The organism is Nocardia sp. NPDC003999 (assembly GCF_053604885.1).
The window spans coordinates 254083-273736 of the sequence record NZ_JBSGIB010000001.1 but is presented as its reverse complement, the minus strand read 5'-3'; the positions used below and the strand labels follow the sequence as shown (position 1 = coordinate 273736).

The following is a 19654-nucleotide window of genomic DNA, read 5'->3' as shown; positions in this document are numbered from 1 at the left end:
AGTCCGCTATGGAAACCGTGGGAGTGGTCTCGACGACCGTCGTCGCCGTGCTGGTGGCGGCGGGAGTGTATCTCGGCGTGCGGTCGCTCCCGGATCTGCGGCGATATCTGAAGATCCGGCACATGTAGCGGGGCACCGGAAAGGAGCATCATGGGTGAGCATCGCGAAGAGCCGCAATCGGCACGTGGCGCGCCGGGTTCGCGCGACGCGGGCACGGGCGTCGCGGCCGGAGGCCCGGCGGACCGGGAACCGGGCCACATCGGTCACGAGGAGATGACCTCCGCGCATCCGGAAGACGCCAAGAAGGGCACCGAGTTCACCTCGGAAGCCCCGACCGGCACCGAAGCGGCGGCACCTCCGTACGACGAGCGCAAGGACACCGCCAACGCCCCCGCGGAGACGGCGACCGGAAAGGTCGACGACGCGCGAGTGGGCGGCGCGACGACACCCACCGAGAAAGAGGGGTGACTCGACGGCCGCGGTGCTGATCGCCGGGATCGGCAACATCTTCCTCGGCGACGACGGATTCGGACCCGAGGTGGTGCGCAGACTGCCGCACCACCCCGACCCCGGTGTGCGCGCGGTGGACTACGGCATCCGCGGCATGCACCTCGCCTACGACCTGCTCGACCCCTGGGCGGCGCTGCTGCTGATCGACGCGCTGCCCGACCGCGGCGCGCCCGGCCGGGTCGAGGTGTTCGGCGCCGAGCCGGAGGACACCGGCGCCCAGCTCGACGCCCACGCGATGAGCCCGGACGCCGTCTTCGCCGGGGTACGCGCGCTGGGCGGCGTGTTGCCGCCCACGGTGGTGATCGGCTGCCAGGTCGCCTGCGTGGAGGAGGGTATCGGCCTGTCCGCGCCGGTCGCGGCGGCGGTGCCGGAGGCGGTCGCCGCCGTCGGCGAGGTGCTCGCCGCGTTCCTGCCCGCCGGGACATCCGATGGCTCCCCGCTTCCGCGGGCCACAGCGCGACAGGAGGACTGACCGATGTGTCTGGGCATCCCGGGACAGGTGCTGGCGATCCCTGACGGCTACCACGATCAGATCGCCTTGGTCGACGTCTCCGGCGAGCAGCGGAAGGTGAACATCGGGCTGCTCGACGACGATCCGGCCCGGCCGGGTGACTGGGTGATCATCCACATGGGCTTCGCGGTGGAGAAGACCGACGCGGCGGGAGCCGAGGCGGCGCTGCAAGGGCTGCGTCTGCTGCAACGCGGGGACCAGTCATGAACACTGTGCGGCTGCGGCGGCGTCTGCTGGTGCGCGGTGTGGTCCAAGGCGTCGGATTCCGGCCGTTCGTCTACACCACCGCCGCCGAACTGGCTCTGTCCGGCAGCGTGAGCAACAACAGCAACGGCGTGATCGTCGAGATCGAGGGAGCGGCCAGAGATCTGGACGAGTTCGCCCGGCGGCTGCGCCTGCGACCGCCGCCGCTGGCGGTGATCGAGTCGGTCGAGCAGGCCGACATCCCGGCGCGCGGCGGCACCGGATTCCACATCGCGGGCACCACGCGCGAGGGCGGCGGTCGCACGCTCGCCTCACCCGATGTCGCGATTTGCGCCGATTGCGAACGCGAGTTGCGCGATCCGCGCGATCGCCGTTATCGCCATCCGTTCGTCAATTGCACCAACTGCGGTCCGCGTTTCACCATCATCGCGAGCCTGCCCTACGACCGCGAGCGCACATCGATGGCCGACTTCGCCATGTGCGAGCGGTGCGCGCGGGAATACGCCGATCCCGCCGATCGGCGCTTCCACGCGCAGCCGATCGCCTGCCCCGACTGCGGCCCCACGCTCGCCTATACGGGACCGGGAGCCGGTACGCCGCTGGCGGCCGCGCGGCAACTGCTGCGCGCGGGCGGAATCCTGGCGGTCAAAGGCATCGGCGGATACCACCTCGCCTGTGACGCCACGAACGAGGCCGCCGTCGCGGTACTGCGACGTCGCAAACGCCGTGGTGACAAACCTTTCGCCGTCATGGTCCCGGATCTGGCCACGGCACGGGCCATCGTCGCCGTCGACGACGCCGCCGAGACGCTGCTGACCAGCCCGGCTCGCCCCATCGTGTTGCTCGCTCGCCGATCCTCGCCCGAGGAGCCCCCTTCGAACGACGGCCCGGCGGTCTCGCCATCGGTGGCGCCCGGCAATCCAGACCTGGGCGTGATGCTCGCCTACACCCCGCTGCACCTGCTGCTGTTCGGTCTGCCCGGCGACCCGCCCGGCCCGCAGGTGCTCGTGATGACCTCGGGCAATCTCGGCGGCGAGCCGATCTGCTACCAGGACGACGACGCACGCACCCGCCTGGCCGGGCTCGCCGACGGCTGGCTGTCGCACAACCGGCGCATCCTGGTGCCCTGCGACGACTCGGTGGTGCGCTCGCTCGACGGCCGCGAACTGCCGGTCCGGCGCTCGCGCGGCTACGCGCCGCTGCCGCTGTTGCTGCCGGTGCCGCTGCCGCCGACGCTCGCCGTCGGCGCGGACCTCAAGAACACCTGCGCGATGGCCGACGGCCGCTACGCCTGGTTGAGCCAGCACATCGGCGACATGGACGACCTGGCGACGCTGCGCTCCTTCGACGCCGCGCAGCGCCACCTCGGAGAACTCACCGGCGTCCGTCCCGCGCAGCTGGTCGCCGACGCGCACCCCGGCTACCGCTCCACCGCCTGGGCGCGCAGGCACGCGGGCGAGCGAGCCGTCTACACCGTCCAGCACCATCACGCGCACATCGCCGCAGTCATGGGCGAGCACGGGCTCGGCGCGACCGAGCAGGTGGTCGGCATCGCCTTCGACGGCACCGGGTACGGACCGGACGCGGCGGTGTGGGGCGGTGAGGTGCTGCTGGCGGGCTACAAGGGCTACCGGCGTCTGGCGCACCTGAAGTACGTGCCGCTCGCGGGCGGCGATCTCGCCGTGCGCAGGCCCTACCGCATGGCGCTGGCTCATCTGCGCGCGGCCGGGATCGACTGGTCCGAGGACATTCCCGCGGTCGCGGCGTGTCCGCCCGCCGAGCGTTCGGTGCTGGCCCACCAGTTCCGGACCGGACTGGGCTGCGCGCCCACGTCCAGCATGGGCCGGTTGTTCGACGCGGTCTCCTCGCTGTGCGGCGTGCGGCACGTCGTCGACTACGAAGCCCAGGCGGCGATCGAATTGGAAGGACTCTCGCGCGCGGGGGCGGAAGGCGACGCCGCCTACCGATTCCCGCTCGCGGACGGCGATCCCGCCGGGATCGATGCCGCGCCGGTGATCGCGGACGTGGTCGCCGACGTTCGCGCGGGCGCGCCCCCGCAGGTGGTGGGCGCGCGCTTCCACGCCGCCGTCGCTCGGTTGGTGCTCGACCTCGCGGCGCGTTACGCCGCCCCGGGGACGGTCGTCGCCCTGTCCGGCGGCGTGTTCCAGAACGCCCTGCTGCTCGCGCGATCGTGTGCACTGCTGCGCGACAACGGGTTCACCGTGATCACCCACCACAGACTGCCGCCCAACGACGGCGGCCTCGCGTTCGGGCAACTCCTCGCGTGCAGCGAGGGATGAGCGAAGGAGAGCAACGATGTGTCTTGCGGTACCAGGCAAAGTGCTCAGCCTGCACGAGCGGGACGGCACGCTGATGTCGGTCGTCGACTTCGGCGGCGTGCACAAGGACGTGTGCCTGCAATACATCCCGGACGCGGCGGTCGGCGATTACGTCGTGGTCCACGTCGGTTTCGCGATCCAGCGTCTGGACGAGGAGTCCGCGCTGCGGACCCTGGCCGAGTTCGAGCACCTCGGCGTACTGAACGAGGAATTCGGCGACGGTTTCGCCATCGCCGCGAAGCAGGCGGGCCTGGACAATCCCGCCGCCGAGCCGTCCCGCGAGGAACCGGAGGCGAAGTCATGAAATATCTCGACGAGTTCAGCAACCCCGAGCTGGCCCGGCACCTGCTCGATGGGATCCGCGCCGCGACCAGCCGCCGCTGGGCGATCATGGAAGTTTGTGGCGGACAGACACATTCGATCATCCGTCACGGCATAGACCAACTGCTGCCCGACCAGATCGAGATGATCCACGGCCCCGGCTGCCCGGTCTGCGTCACCCCGTTGGAGGTGATCGACAAGGCGCTGGAGATCGCCGCGCGACCGGGCGTGATCTTCTGTTCGTTCGGTGACATGCTGCGCGTGCCGGGCAGTTCCAAGGACCTGTTCCGGGTGAAGAGCGAGGGCGGTGACGTCCGTGTGGTGTACTCGCCGCTGGACGCGCTGAACCTGGCCAAGGAGAATCCCGACCGCGAGGTGGTGTTCTTCGGCATCGGATTCGAGACCACGGCTCCGGCCAACGCCATGACGGTCTACCAGGCGAAGCGGCTGGGGATCAGGAACTTCTCGCTGCTGGTTTCGCACGTGCTGGTCCCGCCCGCCATCGCCGCCATCATGGAGTCGCCGACCTGTCGGGTGCAGGGGTTCCTCGCCGCCGGGCACGTCTGCACCGTGATGGGCACCGACGAGTACCCGCCGCTGGCCGAGCAGTACCGAGTGCCGATGGTGGTCACCGGATTCGAACCGCTGGACATCCTGGAGGGTATCCGCCGCACCGTGCTGCAACTGGAGTCCGGCAGGCACGAACTGGAGAACGCCTACCCGCGCGCGGTGTCCGCTGCGGGCAATCCCGCGGCGAAAGCCATGCTGCAGGACGTCTTCGAGGTCACCGACCGGGGCTGGCGCGGCATCGGCGTCATCCCGCGCAGCGGCTGGCGGCTGTCGGAGCGCTATCGCGAGTTCGACGCCGAACACCGCTTCGCCGTGGGCGACCTGCACACCGAAGAATCGACCATCTGCCGCTCCGGCGAGGTGCTGCAGGGGCTGATCAAACCGAACGAGTGCGCCGCTTTCGGCAAGCAGTGCACGCCGCGGAATCCGTTGGGCGCCACCATGGTGTCCTCCGAAGGCGCGTGCGCCGCGTACTACCTGTACCGGCGCTTGGATCTGCCCGCGGAGGTGGCCCATGCGTGAAAAAGGCGCCGCGCCCGTGACGATCGATGAGGGCTGGGTCTGCCCGATGCCGCTGCGGGATTCGCCGAACATCGTCATGGGCCACGGCGGCGGCGGCGCGATGTCCGGCGAGCTGATCGAGCATCTGTTCCTGCCCGCGTTCGGCTCCGCCGCGAACGCGGACCTGACCGATTCCGCGGTCGTCACGCTCGACGGCGCGCGGCTGGCCTTCTCCACCGATTCGTTCGTGGTGAAGCCGCTCGTCTTCCCGGGCGGCACCATCGGTGAGCTCGCGGTCAACGGCACGGTGAACGATCTGGCCATGTCCGGTGCGCGTCCGATGGTGCTGTCCACCGCGTTCATCCTGGAGGAGGGCACCGCGCTGGCCGACATCGCACGCATCGCGCAGGCGGTCGGGACCGCCGCGCTGGCGGCCGAAGTCCAGCTGGTCACCGGGGACACCAAGGTGGTCGACGCCGGGCACGGTGACGGGATCTACATCAACACCGCGGGCATCGGCGTGGTGCCCGCGGAGGTGGACATCCGGCCGCAACGCGCGACCCCGGGCGACATCGTGCTGGTCAGCGGCGAGATCGGGGTGCACGGTGTCGCGGTGCTCAGTTGCCGCGAGGGTCTGGAGTTCGGTACCACCGTGCTCAGCGACACCGCGCCGCTGCACGGTCTGGTCGCGGCGATGCTGGCCACCGGCGCCGACGTGCACGTGCTGCGCGACCCCACCCGCGGCGGCGTCGCGGCCTCGCTCAACGAGATCGCCCGTGCCGCGAAAGTCGGCGTGGCCCTGGACGAGCGGCAGCTTCCCGTGCCGGACGGCGTGCGCGACGCGTGCGGGCTGCTCGGCCTGGACCCGATGTACGTGGCCAACGAGGGCAAGCTGCTGGCGTTCGTCGCGCCCGAGGACGCCGAACGCGTGCTGGCGGCGATGCGGGAGCACCCACTGGGCGCGCAGGCCGCCGTGATCGGCCGATGCGTCGCCGAGCATCCCGACATGGTGGTCGCCCGCACGGCACTCGGCGGTACGCGGGTGGTGGATCTGCCCGCGGGCGAGCAGTTGCCGCGGATCTGCTGACAGGGGACCGGTATCGGCCCGGAGCCAGAAGGCGAGGTGTGGATCATCGTTCGGATCGCCGAGACGCCTGCGGCGTCGCGTGCCCCGCTGGACGGACGGCAGCGGCGCGGCGTCGCGGGGATGGCGTCGGTCGTGGTCGTCCTGCACGTTCTCGGGTGGTCGGCGCTGCTGCTGCTCGTTGTCCCCGGTGGATACGTGGTGGACGGTGCGGTGTTCGGCGTCGGCCTCGGCGTCACCGCCTACACGCTCGGCATGCGGCACGCGTTCGACGCCGATCACATCGCCGCGATCGACAACACCACCCGCAAACTGGTCGCGGACGGGCGCAAGCCGCTGTCGGTCGGATTCTGGTTCTCGCTCGGGCACTCCACCATCGTGTTCGTCCTCGTCGCGCTGCTGGCATTCGGCGTCAAGGCGCTGGCGGGCAACCTGCGCGACGAGAACTCCGGGTTGCAACGCTGGACCGGCCTCTTCGGCACCGGCATCTCCGGCACTTTCCTGCTCGCCATCGGGGCGTTGAACCTGGTCTCGCTGATCGGCATCTGGCGGGTGTTCCGTTCGATGCGCCGTGGAAGCTACGACGAGGCCGCCTTGCGGCAGCGGCTGCACGACCGCGGCGCGTTGCAGCGGGTGACCGGGCCGCTGACCCGGGCGGTGCGCGCGCCGTGGCAGATGTACCTCGTCGGGCTGCTGTTCGGCCTCGGCTTCGACACCGTCACCGAGGTGAGCTTGCTGGTGATCGCGGGCGGCGCGGCGGCGACCGACCTGCCGTGGTACGCGATCCTCGTGCTGCCCGTGCTCTTCTCGGCGGGCATGACGCTGTTCGATGCGCTGGACGGCGCGTTCATGAACTACGCATACGGATGGGCGTTCGCCGGACCGCTGCGCACCGTCTACTACAACATCGTCGTCACCGGTCTGTCGGTGGCCGTGGCGCTGCTGATCGGCGCGCAGGAGATGATCTCCTTGCTGGCCGACGAATTCGGCATCGCCGACGGACCGCTGGCGTGGGTCGGCGGGCTGGATCTGGGCGCCATGGGCTTCGTGATCGCCGGACTGTTCCTGCTCACTTGGGCGGTCGCCGTCGGAGTGTGGCGATTCGGCCGGATCGAGCAGCGGTGGTCCCCGGGCCGGGCGGGCGGAGGGCCGTGCTGATGGCGGGCAGCGGAGCGGAGATGTTCGCCCGGTACGCCTACGCGCCCAATCGGCTGGGCTACTGCGGGCCGCCCGACGCGGCCGCCCTGCGCGACGGCTCGGACGAGCAGGTGCGGGCGGTGGCGCGCCGGTTCACCGGAGCGTGGCCCTACCTGCGCGTGATGGCGCGCATGACCGGTGTAGCGGACCCGCTCGACCGCAGGATCGTCGAGGCGTACTGGCTGGGCGGCGGCGTCGGCGCGGAACTGGATGCCCGCGAGTTCACCGCCGAACTGCTGGATCTGCTCGGCCCGGTCGCGGGCGGGTACTGGACGTACCTGACGCCACGGCTGGCCGAGGAGGCGGCCGCCAACCACTGCTTCCACGTCTTCGGTGTGTACCCCTGGTCGCGGCTGCTCGGACACGGCAACGAACATCCCCTGCACGTGCTCGACAACTGCCGGATCGGCTGGGGAACGGTGCTCGACCGCGCCGGCGGCGAGGTCGTGTTGGGCTGCCGTGCGCTGAGCTGGGACGGCGAACGTCTCGCGTTGTCGGCGGAGACGGCGCGGTCGGTGCCGATCCGGGTGGACGGGTACGCGGCGCTGCCGGATGTCGCGGTAGGGGAGCGGGTCGCGGTGCACTGGGGGCGGCTGTGCGGGCGCTTGGACGACGCCCAGGTGAGTGCTCTGGAGGTGGGCACGGTGCGTCAATTGGAGTTCACCAACCGACGACTCGCCGCACAAGGGAACCCCGCGGTCAGCTGACGAGCACGTGAGTTGCCGGTCGTCCACACCCGACACGGAGGCGGGCTGCTTGCTTACAGCGCCGATATGTCGCGGCGGTTGCCGATGAGAAAGTTTCGATTCCCCGTCAATCGTGGCGAACTCGACGGTTCGCGAATTCGGCAGATCCGCGAGGCGTGTTTGGCTCACCTAGGTGCGCGTATCCTGTATATAGCTGTCGAGCCCGACCTCGGGGAGCGACACGTGTATTTCACCGATAGTCGTCCGGCGAAACTCCGAACCGTTCCCGGATGATTCATCCGGTGTGTCGGCGCGTCCTCCCGCCATCGTGCCCGACGGGCTGATCCGCATTTCGGATCTCACCCGAAGGGAGGTGAACTACAGTGTTGGATCAGATGATGGGGATGATTCGCGACATGTGGAACAACATGTTCCCGGGCATGCCGATGCCGATGCTTCCGATGATGTAGTAGCCGTCCCACAAGCCGGAAAACCGCAGTTGTGCAAGCGTCCGACAATTCTGCGTCGAGGCGATGGGTGCGGCTTTTCCGAACGAGGTGTGCAATTTCCGTACGGTGGTACATCCACTTTGTGGCCTACCGTATTCGATGCGATATTCCCGTATACAGGAGAGTGGAATCCGTCGGCCATCTGCGCGGGCGGAGTCAAATGACTCGGCGGACCGTGGCCGAGCGACGGCCCCGTGGCCGGTCGGCGCATGCGAAGGCGATCGACCTCGATGGAGGTGCGCCATGACCGAGGATCCGCAGCAGGCGAAGCGGCCGGTGAGCGCCGCGCTGGCCGGCCCGTACGGGCACCCATTCCATCCGATCCTGGTCACCGTCCCGATCGGCGCATGGGTCGCCAGTCTGGTGTTCGACCTCGCGTCCCGAGTGGTGGACGATCCGGAGTTCCTGGTCAAGGGGTCGTCGTGGCTGATCGCGATCGGCGTGCTCGGCGCCTTGGCCGCCGCGACGATCGGGTTCCTCGACCTGCTCGCCATCCCGACGGGTACGCCCGCCTTCCGCACCGGCCTGCTGCACATGACCCTCAATCTGCTGGTCACCGTCGCCTACGCGGTCGGTTTCGTCTGGCGGCGGGGCGCCGACACCACACGCGCGGTTCCGGCCGGGCCGCTGGCGCTGTCGGTGGCGGCCCTGGTGGCATTGGCGATGTCGGGGTATCTCGGGGGCAAGCTCGCCTACCGGTACGGCGTACGTGTCGCCGACGAGGCAACCCAGGCGAGCGGCTTCAAGCGCTGAATCCCTTCCCAACGTCAGGAGGCACACCATGGGCATCGCCGCATTGATCTTCTGGCTGCTCACCGCGGGCGGCGGTTTCTTCCTGCTCGGCACCTGGATCGCCAAGGGCGGCACGCGTCAGCCGAATTCGACCCAGCTGCCCGCGCCGGTATTGTTCGGGCACTTCCTGCTCGCCGTGGCCGGACTGATCGTGTGGATCGTGTACCTCGTCGTCGACAACACGGCGTGGGCCTGGATCGCCTTCGTGCTGCTGATTCCGGTCGCCCTACTCGGATTCACGATGTTGGTGCGCTGGATTCCCACCTATCGAGAGCGTTCCGCCGCGGGAACGGTCGAACGCCGCTCCGCCGCGGGAACGGCCGAACCGCCCGAAAAGCACTTTCCCGTTGCCGTCGTCGCCGCACACGGGGTTTTCGCCGTGACGACCGTCGTGCTGGTGTTCCTGACCGCGCTCGGCGTCGGCAGCTGACTCTCGTCCCAGACGACAGCCACCGGTGGGTGGCCGCGACGGCGGGAGTCCCCAGTCAATTCGCGCAGGCCGCGGGCGGCGAGGGTTGTGTACTGTCGCAGGCCGGGGCGGTGAGGTCGTAGACCGCGACGTTGCCGATGTGTACCGCGCTGTAGTGCGCCGCCACCCACTCGGCGATGTCTTTGTGCCCGGCCGGCCGCCACCATCCGTTGTCCGGGGCGTCGCTCCGGCCGGCCCCTGCGGGCTGGTCGCGCACCCGCCACGAATCGGGCAGCCGCACCTCCTGCGCGAGGTAGTACGTCACCTGATGGGTGCGCACCATGGTCTGGAACTCGTCGAGGGTGGGCACCGGATCGTCGGAAGTGAAGCCGCCGATCGCGACTACCGAGGTGTGAGTGGCGAGTTCCAGCGACGCGGCGACCGAGGACCGGTCCACTGCGGCCGACCAGGGGGTGGAGGTGTCGCGCAACAGCGTGGCGAGTCGGGGTTCGACCTCACCGTCGAGGAACGCGGTCACCTCGCGGCGCATGTCGCTCGACGGATCCGCCGTCGTGGGCCGTGCCGGGCCCACAGTAGGACTGCCGCCCGTGTGCGCCTGCGGCAGAGTGGCCGCGGCGTATGCCGTCGATCCGCCGATCCCGGCGAGCACGCCCACGGCGACGAGCACCGATACGGCTCTGGCTCGCACCCGTCGCGCCCCGGCCGGGAAGGCGGCGGCGACCAGTCCCAGTGCCACCGCCAGCGAGATCGCCACGAGCGTCCAGCGCAGCGGCGGCAGCCACCCGGGATTGCGATTCAGCAGGACGAAAGCCCACAGTCCCGACGTCAGCACCAGTGCGGCGGCGCCGACACGACCGAACGCCTCCGACCGGCGCCGCCACACCTCGGCCACCCCGATGGCGAACATCCCGGCCACGGCCGGACCGATCGCCAACGTGTAGTAGGCGTGCATACCGCCGCGCATCACGGTGAACGCGACGCCGTCGACGACCAGCCACAGCCCGAACGCCAGCGCGGCCGCACGAACCGGGTCCGTTCGTGGCATACCCCGACGGGAGACGAGCACCAGTGCGAAGGCGAGCAGGGCAGCCGGAAGCAGCCAGGAGATCTCGAAACCGATCTCACCGGTGAACAGGCGAGCCGGGCCTGGTCCGCTGAAGCCGCCGAACCCGCCGCCGGTGTGCCCGCCGGAGGCAGGCATTTCGTACCCCGGAGGCAGCGCGAATCTGTTGCCGCCGTGGTGGTTCTGTCCCAGGAAGCGAGCGAACCCGTTGTAGCCCAGCACCAGATCCATGAACGTGTTGTCCGTCGAGCCTGCCAGGTACGGCCGCGCCGTGGCGGGCCACAGCACCGTCAGCAGCACATACCAGCCGGACGAGACGACCAGTGCCGCCGCGGCGGCCGACAGGTGCAGCAACCGGTTCCGCACCGAGGTCGGCGCGACGATCAGATAGGTGAGCGCCAAGGCGGGCAACACCATGAGACCTTCGAGCATCTTCGCCAGGAACGCGAACCCGAGCGCGACGCCCGCCAGCATCAGCCAGCGCGCGCTCGCCTGCCGCGCCGACCGAAGCGTGCAGTACGCGCCCGCGGTCATCAGCAGCACCATCACGGCATCCGGATTGTTGAACCGGAACATCAACGCCACCACCGGCGTTGCCGCCAGCGCGGCTCCGGCGAGCAGACCGGCGGCCCGGCTGGTCGTCGCCCCGGCGACCATCGCGTACATCAATGCCACCGCGGCGACAGCCATCAGCGCCTGCGGCACCAGCATGCTCGCGCTGCCGAATCCGAACAGTTGCCCCGAAACACCCATCACCCATTGCGACACCGGCGGCTTGTCCACCGTGATGAAGTTGCCCGGGTCGAGAGAACCGAACAGCACCGCTTTCCAGTCCCGCGCACCCGACCAGGCCGCCGCGGCGTAGAAGCCGTTGCCCATGCCGTTGACCGTGATGTGCCACAAGTACGCGGCCGCGGTCCCGAGCAGCAATGCCGCCAGCCCTGCGCGCTCCCATAGCCGCGCGGGCGATAATTCCCCCGGCTCGGGACGGGTGGCAATCGGATTCGCATCGGGCAGGGCGGCCTCGGCGGGGATCGCTGTCACCGCAGGAGTCTCGCAAGCGTCCTGGTGAATCTCCTGCGCGCATCCTGGCAATCAGCTGTGAGTACCGGACGTCCACCGGCCGACGAGCATTCGGCCCGCCGACGGTGGATCGTTGCGCCGGGCCGTCAGATCTTGCGGATGACCGTGACGACCTTGCCCAGAATTTGGGCGTCGTTGCCGGGGATCGGCTCGAAGACCGGGTTGTGCGGCATCAGCCAGACGTCCTTGCCGGTGCGCTTGAAGGTCTTCACCGTGGCCTCACCGTCGATCATCGCGGCGACGATGTCGCCGTTCTCGGCGACGTTCTGCTGCCGCACGACCACCCAGTCGCCGTCGCAGATCGCCGCGTCGATCATGGATTGACCGACGACCTTCAGCAGGAACAGCGAACCGTCGCCGACCAGCTCGCGCGGCAGCGGGAAGACGTCCTCCACGGCCTGCTCGGCCAGGATCGGGCCACCGGCGGCGATGCGGCCGAGCACCGGAACGAAGGTGGGGACGGGACGGTCGACGTCGACGGTGATCTCACCGTCGTCGACCGCGGCGACCGGCAAGCTGGTCACCGACCGGACCACTTCGTCCAGGCCCCTGACGTCCACGGCGCGCGGGCGATTCGGGTCCCGGCGCAGGTAGCCCTTGCGTTCCAGGGCGCGCAGCTGATGGGCGACCGACGAGGTGGACGTGAGGCCGACGGCGTCACCGATCTCCCGGATGCTCGGCGGGTAGCCGCGCTCGCTCACCGAGGTGCGGATCACCTCGAGCACTTTGCGCTGACGCACGGTGAGATCCGCCCCGCTACCCGCCGCGTCGGCGCCGCTCTCGGTCTCGTCACCCGTGTCGTCCGTCTGCCTCACCGCAACCGCCCTTTCCTGCTGTGCCAGACCGGTCCGCGCCCGGCATGTGTCTTCTCGGCCTGTCGTGTCTTCGGTCCTTCGAATCTAGTCCGGTAGCGCCGCTGGATCAAACATCTGTTCGACGCATGTCGGGTGTTCTTGCTGACTTTGTCGTCGCGGCGTGGTAGAAATCGAACACCAGTTCTTCGAACATGTGAGCGAATGAGCGCGGAACGTGTGTTCGAACGGCTCGACCGGCAACGGAGCACCCACTACGGAGGTTTGTCCGATGAGCACTGCGATCAGCCATGTCACCCCTTCAATCGCTGCGGCGGAGGCCGAAGCCGAGCGCCGCGTCGCCGATCCGGCCCCGGCGCAGGATGATCTCGGGTACGAGACTGCTCGGCGGCTGCTGTGCGGCGGCGCGCGCACGCTGACGCCCGCGCATCGATCCGCGGTCGATCGGCGTCCGCCCGGCGCGCGTCCCGGTGCGGGCATGCTCGCTTATGACCGGGGCGTAAGCACTTTCGCGCGGCGTCGTCCTCGTGGCGAACATCCCATGCGCCGGGTCGAGCAGGCGCAGATCGGGTTCGCCGCCCTCGCCGTCGCCGCCCTGCTCACCGCTTCGACGGTGGTGGGCTTGATCGCTTTGTCGCATGTGCGCGCGGGTGAGTGGGGCGGTGGGTCCGGCCGGTCGGTGCCGGCCGTGGTGGATGGCCCGAGCGTGCCGATGGGCGGCAATTCGCGCTGAGCACAAGGGAAATCGGCCACCCTGGGCGGCCGGAATTGTTGATCGAAAACTAGAACGTGTTGCTACCGTGCTGAAAACGTGATCCGGGCGACGCCGCCCGAACGATGTCGGGACTTCTCAGCACATGACACTCCTTACCGCAGGGCGCTCGGTTCGCGTCTTCACCCGCGTTGCCGCCTTGTCCCTTTGTCTGGTCTTCGGGCTCGGCGCGGCAGCCATCGCCAGGGCGGAGCCCGCCTACGCGGCGTATCTCGATCTCCCGTCCGTCAATGGCGACGGTGCGGGGCCGGGTGGACTCGATCCGCTTCTCCCGCTGAGCGAATTCGACCTAGCGGAGGCGTTGCGGCAGGCGCGGGCCGACGGAGTGCCGCCGCGCAGATACGCGACGCTGCTGCACCAGTACTGGCTGGTGGTCGCCACCCGCAACGCCGACATCGACCTGGCGGCTTGGGATCCCGGTCGGGGCCCGCGCGCGAACGAACGCACGTTCAATCAGGTGTACGTCAACTACCTGCGGCTGGCCACCCAGCACCCGGAGTTCTACTGGGCGGGACTCGCCGGAATCGCGGGCGGATCGTTCGCCTCCGGATTCTTCGACATGAGCGACGCGGGTTTCGTCCTGGACCTGCCCGGCATCCATCGGATCGGCGACACGGTCGCCGATCTCCTGCGCGCCACTCCACCGGAACTGGCGGCTGCGCTGCCGGAGGACATCCGGCTGCTCGCTACCGAGGGCTCTCGGCTGACCGCGGCGGACGTCGCCTGGTACCAGACCCGCCTGATGATCATGCAGAAGCACATCTTCACGGATCTGGTGCCGATGCACGAGGCCTACGTCGCGCTCGGCATACGCGGAATCGACGAGATGTACGCGGCCGGTGTGCTGGACGACGACATCCACGCCGCTTGGCGGTCGATCGCCTCGGGCACCCGGGACGGCTACATCGACGCGCTGGTCCGGATGACCGATCGGGAGCAGAACCACGTCGTGGCCGACCAGTGGGACGAGACATCGGCGGGTCGCGCGCCGATCGGCCGCGTGCTCACCTATGTCAGCACCATCGCGGGCAAACCCGCTGTCCCGGGCGTTCGCGCGCCAGGCGTGTTCGCCCCGACGGTGGTGAGCGCCGAAGTCGGAGGCCGCGGCCTCGCGCTGCGCGTCCCGTTGCCCGGCTTCAACTGGGCCGACCGCGACACCCGATGGAACTACATCACCGGTGACCTGGTGCCCCGCCACATCGATATGGAGACCGATCCCGTGTCGGCCGGCGCCGTCCTCGGCGAGGCGTTCTGGAACAAGCTGGCGCGCGGTCGCCTGGCCGCCCGCTTACCGGAGCTGCTCGCGGACCTGACCGCGCACTGGCAGATCTCCGGATGACCGAGCATGGTCCGACAGCCGGGGTGAGTGCGACAAACCGGAAACTCGGACGGGTATCCTCGAAGTGTTATGCAGGTATTCCGCGTGTCGCACGAGGAATACCTGGTGCCGGGGTATAGACCTCTGTACACGGGCTCGCCGGACCGATCGCCGCGATCGGTGCCCGGTCCGGACGCGAGCACGCGCATCGACGAAGGATTTCTCGGATGCATTGCCCGTACTGCCGACACCCCGACTCTCGGGTGGTGGATTCGCGCGAGGCCGACGAAGGCGCGGCCATCCGTCGCCGTCGTGCCTGCCCGCAATGTGGGCGGCGGTTCACCACGGTGGAGACGGCCATTCTGTCGGTGGTCAAGCGTAGCGGCGTCACCGAGCCGTTCAGCCGTGAGAAGGTCATCCGGGGTGTGCGCCGGGCCTGCCAAGGCCGTGAGGTCGACGACGACGCGCTGAACCTGCTCGCTCAGCAGGTGGAAGACGCGGTGCGGGCGAAGGGTTCTCCCGAGGTGCCAAGTCACGAGGTGGGCTTGGCCATTCTCGGCCCGCTGCGGGATCTGGACGAGGTGGCCTACCTGCGCTTCGCCTCGGTCTACCGATCGTTCACCTCGGCCGACGACTTCGAACGCGAGATCAGGGAGATGCGCCGGGCGCGTGCGGAAGCGTTGTCGGCCGCCGACTGACTCAGCGCCGCACAGCGGCGATCGCCTTCTCGATTCGCTTGGCCGACACCGGAAACGGGGTGCCGAGCTTCTGCGCGAACAGGCTGACCCGGAATTCCTCGATCATCCACCAGATTTCGGTGACCGCGGGTGCATGCTTGCGGTTCTCCGGTAGCGACGCGACCAGGCGGTCGTAGGCGGCCAGCGCCCGATCGAGTTCGGCCATGCCCTGCCGATCGCGAACGGCGGAGCCGGGCAGCGCCTCCAGTCGCGTCACCGCGGCTTGGAGATAACGGGGCAGCTCACGCAGCCTCGTCGCGCCGGTCTCGGAGACGAAGCCGCGGAACACCAGGTTGTCGAGCTGATGACGGACGTCATCGGCGATGTCGCGCTCGCTCGTTCGCTCCAGCGCCGCGGAGACCTGGTGTGCGCCGGCGAGGATCGGCACGACCAGGCGCACGAAACGAGCGATGGTAGCGGTGAAATCGGGCCGAGTCCGGGCGACGAGCGCGTCGAACTTCGCCGGGTCGTGCACCGGCCCGCCCGCGGCCGCGAGCAATTCGTCGGCGGCGGCCGCGCGGCAGTCCTCGAGCAGCGCCTCCAGCGAGCCGTACGGATTCTGACTCAGGGCGAGGCGGTCCGCGGGCGACAGGCCCGCGGTGGCGGAGCGGACCGACGTCGGCAGTGCGTGCAGCAGCAACTTTCTGGTGCCGAGGCGCATGGCGGCGGCCTGCTCCGCGGGGGAGCTGAGAACCCGGAGCGCCACGCCGTCCCCTTCGGCGACGAGCGCGGGATATCCGGTGACGGTCTGGCCGGCCACCTCGCGCCGCACCGTCGGCGCGATGGTGCCGAGCGATTCGGAGGTCCACACCGTGGCCGGAGGGCGTTCCGCGCCCGCGGTGGCCCGGGCGACCGAGGCGGAGACCTGTTCGGCCAGCTGCGTTTTCAGCGCGACGAGGCTCTTGCCGCGCGCGAGCGTAGCCCCGTCGCCGCCGACGGCCGCGAAGGTCATGCGCAGGTGGTCGGGCAGCGCGGCGGTGTCGAAGTCGGTGGGGGCGATCGGCACCGAACCCAGCCGGGACAGCTCGCGTGCCAGCCCCGCGCGCAGCGGCTCCGCACGCGGGGTGAGCGCCGCCAAGGCGGCGGCCGCGAAATCGGGGGCGGGAACAACGCTGCGCCGCAAGGCCTTCGGCAACGTCTTGATCAGAGCGGCGGCCAGTTCTTCGCGCATGCCCGGCACCAGCCAGTCGAAACCGACGGCGCGAACGTGGGCGAGCTGTTCCACCGGGATCCGCACGGTGACGCCGTCGTCCTCGTTGCCCGGTTCGAACTGGTAGGAGAGCGGGAAACTGAGTTCGCCCTGCCGCCAGGAGTCGGGGAACGCCGCCGGGTCCAGCGCGGCCGCGCCCTCGTTGACCACGGTGGAGGTGGAGAAGTCCAGCTGCGCCGGCTTCTCCCGGCGTGCGGCGCGCCACCAGCTGTCGAAGTGCCGCACCGAGACGATGTCGGCGGGCAGGCGCTTGTCGTAGAACTCGAACAGCACCTCGTCGTCGACCAGGATGTCGCGGCGGCGGGCGCGGTGCTCCAGGTCGGCGACATCGTCCAGCAGCGCGCGATTGCGGTGGAAGAACTCGTGCCGGGTCTGCCACTCGCCCTGCACCAGGGCATGGCGGATGAACAACTCGCGGGACAGCTCCGGGTCGATGCGGCCGTAATCCACGGGCCTGCCGGTGACCAGGGGGATGCCGTACAGCGTCACCCGTTCGTAGGCGCGCGCCGCGCCTCGCTTGGCCGACCAGTGTGGTTCGGAGTAGGTGCGCTTGACGAGGTCGCCCGCCAGCCGCTCGGCCCATTCGGGCTCGATCTTCGCGGCCATCCGCCCCCACAGCCGTGAGGTCTCGACCAGTTCGGCGGCCATCACCCAGCGGGGCGGCTTCTTGGCCAGCGAGGAACCGGGGAAGATCATGAACTTGGCGTTGCGGGCGCCGAGGAACTCCCGGGTTTCCGCCTCTCGGACGCCGATGTGCGACAGCATGCCCGCCAGCAGCGCCTGATGGATGGCTGTGGCGTCCCAGGGGAGTCCGTCGTCCACGACGGCCGCGGTGGCGGGCCTGCCAGGCTCGGAGCCTGCGCGTCCGTCGCCGCCGCGACCCCTGCGTGACCTGTTGCCGGATTTGCGATCCGGTACCGCCGCTTCGGCTCGGTCCGGTTTCGCACCGTCCTCCGCGTTCTCCGTGCGCGTCGACCAGCCGAGGCCCCTGGTGATCGTGCGCAGCTGCCCGTGGAGATCCTGCCACTCCCGGATCCGCAGGTAGTGCAGGAACTCCTCCCGGCACAGACGGCGGAACTGATTGGACGACAACGACTTGCGCTGTCCGCCGAGGTATTCCCACAGGCGCAGGTAGGCCAGGAAATCGGAGCCGTCGACGGTGAACCGCGCGTGCTTGGTGTCGGCGGCCTGCTGCTGATCGGCGGGCCGCTCGCGGACGTCCTGGATCGACAGCGCCGCGACGATGACCAGCACGTCGGCCAGGCACCCGGTGCGCTGCGCCTCCACCAGCATCCGCGCCATCCGGGGATCGACGGGGAGCTGGGCCATCTCGCGGCCGATCGGCGTCAGCGACAGTGCGGCGTCGTCGCCACTCGCCCTGGCCCCGCCGTCCCGCCGCGCGAGTGCGCCGAGCTCCTCGAGCAGGGCGACGCCGTCGCGGATGGCGCGGCGGTCCGGCGCCTCCACGAACGGGAAGTTCTCGATGTCACCGAGTCCGAGCGCGGTCATCTGCAGGATCACCGCGGCGAGGTTGGTGCGCAGAATCTCCGGATCGGTGAAGGTGGGCCGGGATTCGAAGTCGTCCTCCGAATACAGGCGGATGCAGATGCCGTCGGCGACGCGACCGCAACGCCCGGATCGCTGCCGCGCCGATGCCTGGGACACCGGTTCGATCGGCAGCCGTTGCACTTTGGTCCGCATGGAATAGCGCGAGATCCGCGCGGTGCCCGGGTCGACGACGTACCGGATCCCTGGCACCGTGAGCGAGGTCTCCGCGACGTTCGTCGCGAGCACCACCCGGCGCCCGGTGTGCGGGGCGAACACGCGGTGCTGCTCGGCGGTGGACAGCCGGGCGTACAGCGGAAGGATCTCGGTGCGCGGCAGCTTCAGATCGCGCAGCGCGTCCGCGGTGTCGCGGATCTCGCGTTCGCCGGACAGGAATACCAGCACGTCGCCGTCGCCCGCGGCGAACAGTTCGGTCACCGCGTCACCGATGGCGTCCACCGGGTCTCGGTCGACGATGCGGGTATCTTCGTCGTCTTCGTCCTCGGCGGCGCTCGGCAGCTCCAGCGCGAGCGGCCGGTAGCGGATCTCCACCGGGTACGAGCGCCCGGAGACCTCGACGATCGGTGCCGGCGTGCCATGTTCGTCCGCGAAATGCCGGGCGAACAGCTCAGGATCGATGGTCGCCGAAGTGATGATCACCTTGAGGTCGGGCCTGCGGGGCAGCAGCTGTTTGAGGTAGCCGAGCAGGAAGTCGATGTTGAGACTGCGTTCGTGCGCCTCATCGATGATGATCGTGTCGTAGCGGCGCAGCAGCCGGTCGCGCTGGATCTCCGCGAGCAGGATGCCGTCGGTCATCAACTTGACCAGCGTGTGTTCGGAGGCGTGGTCGGTGAACCGCACCGTGTAGCCGACCACGTCGCCGAGTTCGGTACCCAGCTCCTCGGCGATGCGCTCGGCCACGGTGCGCGCGGCGAGCCTGCGGGGCTGGGTGTGCCCGATGGTGCCGCGGATGCCGCGGCCGAGTTCGAGGCAGATCTTCGGGATCTGGGTGGTCTTGCCGGAGCCGGTCTCGCCCGCGACGATGACCACTTGGTGCTCGGCGATGGCAGCGGCGATGTCCTCGCGGCGGGCGGTGACCGGTAGCTGCTCCGGGTAGCGGATCTCCGGCACCGCGGCGCGCCGCGCTGCGACGCGCAGTTCGGCCGCTGTGATCTCGGTCTCCACCTCGCCCAGGTCGCCGCCGCGCGCTTTGTCGAGCCTGCGCCGCAACCGGTGTTCGTCGCGAAGGGAAAGATTCGCCAGGCGGGTGCGAAGGTCGCGGAGATCGGTGGCGGCTGTCCTGGTCATTGCATCGACCAGCCTAGCGAAATCCGCCAGCGGATTTTTCCACCAGGCGGTGCGTCCGGTAGCCGAGAGTAAGCCGGAGGTGTGCGACCGGCGCGGTGTCTCGCCCGAATATGCGCTGTTCAGCGCCGGTGCGCGCGGTGTATGCGTCCGGT

At 69.5% G+C, this 19654-nt stretch carries 19 protein-coding genes; 15 read left to right on the top strand and 4 right to left on the bottom strand.

The window, feature by feature from the left end; all coding sequences use genetic code 11:
* Positions 1–8: 8 nt before the first annotated feature.
* The 10 genes from ACWESM_RS01315 to ACWESM_RS01270 all read left to right on the top strand — a co-directional run bounded on the left by ACWESM_RS01315 (position 9) and on the right by ACWESM_RS01270 (position 7944).
* Positions 9–128 (top strand): DUF6893 family small protein, encoded by a 120-nt coding sequence (locus ACWESM_RS01315; RefSeq protein WP_379251242.1) that lies wholly within the window; start codon positions 9–11, stop codon positions 126–128.
* A gap of 22 nt (positions 129–150) precedes the next feature.
* Positions 151–468, top strand: coding sequence for a hypothetical protein (locus ACWESM_RS01310; protein ID WP_355070272.1), 318 nt, complete (start codon positions 151–153; stop codon positions 466–468).
* A gap of 13 nt (positions 469–481) precedes the next feature.
* The gene (locus ACWESM_RS01305; protein WP_355070274.1) at positions 482–982 is read left to right on the top strand and encodes a hydrogenase maturation protease; all 501 of its coding nucleotides are present in this window, start codon (positions 482–484) and stop codon (positions 980–982) included.
* Positions 983–985: 3 nt separating this feature from the next.
* A complete protein-coding gene (locus tag ACWESM_RS01300; RefSeq protein WP_355070275.1) occupies positions 986–1228 on the top strand; it encodes a HypC/HybG/HupF family hydrogenase formation chaperone in 243 nt (80 codons plus the stop codon).
* A complete protein-coding gene (hypF, locus tag ACWESM_RS01295) occupies positions 1225–3525 on the top strand; it encodes a carbamoyltransferase HypF (protein ID WP_452490650.1) in 2301 nt (766 codons plus the stop codon). Before ACWESM_RS01300 ends, hypF begins: the two co-directional genes overlap by 4 nt.
* A gap of 16 nt (positions 3526–3541) precedes the next feature.
* The gene (locus ACWESM_RS01290; RefSeq protein WP_355070277.1) at positions 3542–3868 is read left to right on the top strand and encodes a HypC/HybG/HupF family hydrogenase formation chaperone; all 327 of its coding nucleotides are present in this window, start codon (positions 3542–3544) and stop codon (positions 3866–3868) included.
* Positions 3865–4977: a hydrogenase formation protein HypD gene (hypD, locus tag ACWESM_RS01285; protein ID WP_355070278.1), complete on the top strand. Its 1113-nt coding sequence runs from the start codon at positions 3865–3867 to the stop codon at positions 4975–4977. The genes ACWESM_RS01290 and hypD overlap by 4 nt, the downstream gene beginning before the upstream one ends.
* Positions 4970–6043: a hydrogenase expression/formation protein HypE gene (hypE, locus tag ACWESM_RS01280; protein WP_452490647.1), complete on the top strand. Its 1074-nt coding sequence runs from the start codon at positions 4970–4972 to the stop codon at positions 6041–6043. Before hypD ends, hypE begins: the two co-directional genes overlap by 8 nt.
* 87 nt (positions 6044–6130) lie before the next feature.
* Positions 6131–7198 (top strand): Nickel transporter NicT, encoded by a 1068-nt coding sequence (locus tag ACWESM_RS01275; RefSeq protein WP_355071020.1) that lies wholly within the window; start codon positions 6131–6133, stop codon positions 7196–7198.
* Positions 7198–7944, top strand: a complete 747-nt coding sequence (locus ACWESM_RS01270; protein ID WP_452490645.1) for a DUF6390 family protein — start codon at positions 7198–7200, stop codon at positions 7942–7944. The genes ACWESM_RS01275 and ACWESM_RS01270 overlap by 1 nt, the downstream gene beginning before the upstream one ends.
* 370 nt (positions 7945–8314) lie before the next feature.
* Here ACWESM_RS01270 and ACWESM_RS01265 read toward each other — a convergent pair whose 3' ends face one another.
* Positions 8315–8488 carry a hypothetical protein gene (locus ACWESM_RS01265; RefSeq protein WP_355070284.1) on the bottom strand — a complete coding sequence of 58 codons (174 nt, stop codon included), beginning with the start codon at positions 8486–8488 and terminating at the stop codon, positions 8315–8317.
* 187 nt (positions 8489–8675) lie between these two features.
* Here ACWESM_RS01265 and ACWESM_RS01260 point away from each other — a divergent pair, with 187 nt between their 5' ends.
* The gene (locus tag ACWESM_RS01260; RefSeq protein WP_452490642.1) at positions 8676–9185 is read left to right on the top strand and encodes a DUF2231 domain-containing protein; all 510 of its coding nucleotides are present in this window, start codon (positions 8676–8678) and stop codon (positions 9183–9185) included.
* A 28-nt stretch (positions 9186–9213) separates the two neighbouring features.
* Complete coding sequence (locus ACWESM_RS01255; RefSeq protein ID WP_355070288.1) at positions 9214–9654, top strand: hypothetical protein; 441 nt, start codon at positions 9214–9216, stop codon at positions 9652–9654.
* Between the two features lie 55 nt (positions 9655–9709).
* Here ACWESM_RS01255 and ACWESM_RS01250 read toward each other — a convergent pair whose 3' ends face one another.
* Together ACWESM_RS01250 and lexA are read right to left on the bottom strand one after the other, a co-directional pair.
* The gene (locus tag ACWESM_RS01250) at positions 9710–11761 is read right to left on the bottom strand and encodes a glycosyltransferase family 39 protein (RefSeq protein ID WP_452490640.1); all 2052 of its coding nucleotides are present in this window, start codon (positions 11759–11761) and stop codon (positions 9710–9712) included.
* Between the two features lie 125 nt (positions 11762–11886).
* A complete protein-coding gene (lexA, locus tag ACWESM_RS01245) occupies positions 11887–12615 on the bottom strand; it encodes a transcriptional repressor LexA (protein WP_379251220.1) in 729 nt (242 codons plus the stop codon).
* A 268-nt stretch (positions 12616–12883) separates the two neighbouring features.
* Between lexA and ACWESM_RS01240 the strand changes: the two genes are divergently transcribed.
* From ACWESM_RS01240 to nrdR, 3 genes are all read left to right on the top strand, one after another.
* On the top strand, positions 12884–13345 hold the full coding sequence (locus ACWESM_RS01240) for a hypothetical protein (protein WP_452490638.1): 462 nt from the start codon (positions 12884–12886) through the stop codon (positions 13343–13345).
* Positions 13346–13469: 124 nt separating this feature from the next.
* A complete protein-coding gene (locus tag ACWESM_RS01235) occupies positions 13470–14723 on the top strand; it encodes a hypothetical protein (RefSeq protein WP_452490637.1) in 1254 nt (417 codons plus the stop codon).
* Positions 14724–14929: 206 nt separating this feature from the next.
* Complete coding sequence (gene nrdR / locus ACWESM_RS01230) at positions 14930–15400, top strand: transcriptional regulator NrdR (protein ID WP_355070293.1); 471 nt, start codon at positions 14930–14932, stop codon at positions 15398–15400.
* A 1-nt stretch (position 15401) separates the two neighbouring features.
* Here the strand turns inward: nrdR and hrpA are convergent, their stop codons facing one another.
* Complete coding sequence (gene hrpA / locus ACWESM_RS01225; protein WP_452490635.1) at positions 15402–19502, bottom strand: ATP-dependent RNA helicase HrpA; 4101 nt, start codon at positions 19500–19502, stop codon at positions 15402–15404.
* Positions 19503–19654 lie beyond the last annotated feature (152 nt).

Excerpts from the sequence above, each read along its gene's own strand:
- ACWESM_RS01260 (WP_452490642.1), top strand. The coding sequence starts at position 8,676 with ATGACCGAGGATCCGCAGCAGGCGAAGCGGCCGGTGAGCGCCGCGCTG.
- ACWESM_RS01290 (WP_355070277.1), top strand. The coding sequence starts at position 3,542 with ATGTGTCTTGCGGTACCAGGCAAAGTGCTCAGCCTGCACGAGCGGGAC.
- ACWESM_RS01300 (WP_355070275.1), top strand. The coding sequence starts at position 986 with ATGTGTCTGGGCATCCCGGGACAGGTGCTGGCGATCCCTGACGGCTAC.
- hypD (WP_355070278.1), top strand. The coding sequence starts at position 3,865 with ATGAAATATCTCGACGAGTTCAGCAACCCCGAGCTGGCCCGGCACCTG.
- nrdR (WP_355070293.1), top strand. The coding sequence starts at position 14,930 with ATGCATTGCCCGTACTGCCGACACCCCGACTCTCGGGTGGTGGATTCG.
- ACWESM_RS01315 (WP_379251242.1), top strand. The coding sequence starts at position 9 with ATGGAAACCGTGGGAGTGGTCTCGACGACCGTCGTCGCCGTGCTGGTG.
- ACWESM_RS01235 (WP_452490637.1), top strand. The coding sequence starts at position 13,470 with ATGACACTCCTTACCGCAGGGCGCTCGGTTCGCGTCTTCACCCGCGTT.
- hrpA (WP_452490635.1), bottom strand. The coding sequence starts at position 19,502 with ATGACCAGGACAGCCGCCACCGATCTCCGCGACCTTCGCACCCGCCTG.
- ACWESM_RS01255 (WP_355070288.1), top strand. The coding sequence starts at position 9,214 with ATGGGCATCGCCGCATTGATCTTCTGGCTGCTCACCGCGGGCGGCGGT.
- ACWESM_RS01270 (WP_452490645.1), top strand. The coding sequence starts at position 7,198 with ATGGCGGGCAGCGGAGCGGAGATGTTCGCCCGGTACGCCTACGCGCCC.
- ACWESM_RS01310 (WP_355070272.1), top strand. The coding sequence starts at position 151 with ATGGGTGAGCATCGCGAAGAGCCGCAATCGGCACGTGGCGCGCCGGGT.
- hypE (WP_452490647.1), top strand. The coding sequence starts at position 4,970 with ATGCGTGAAAAAGGCGCCGCGCCCGTGACGATCGATGAGGGCTGGGTC.
- ACWESM_RS01240 (WP_452490638.1), top strand. The coding sequence starts at position 12,884 with ATGAGCACTGCGATCAGCCATGTCACCCCTTCAATCGCTGCGGCGGAG.
- hypF (WP_452490650.1), top strand. The coding sequence starts at position 1,225 with ATGAACACTGTGCGGCTGCGGCGGCGTCTGCTGGTGCGCGGTGTGGTC.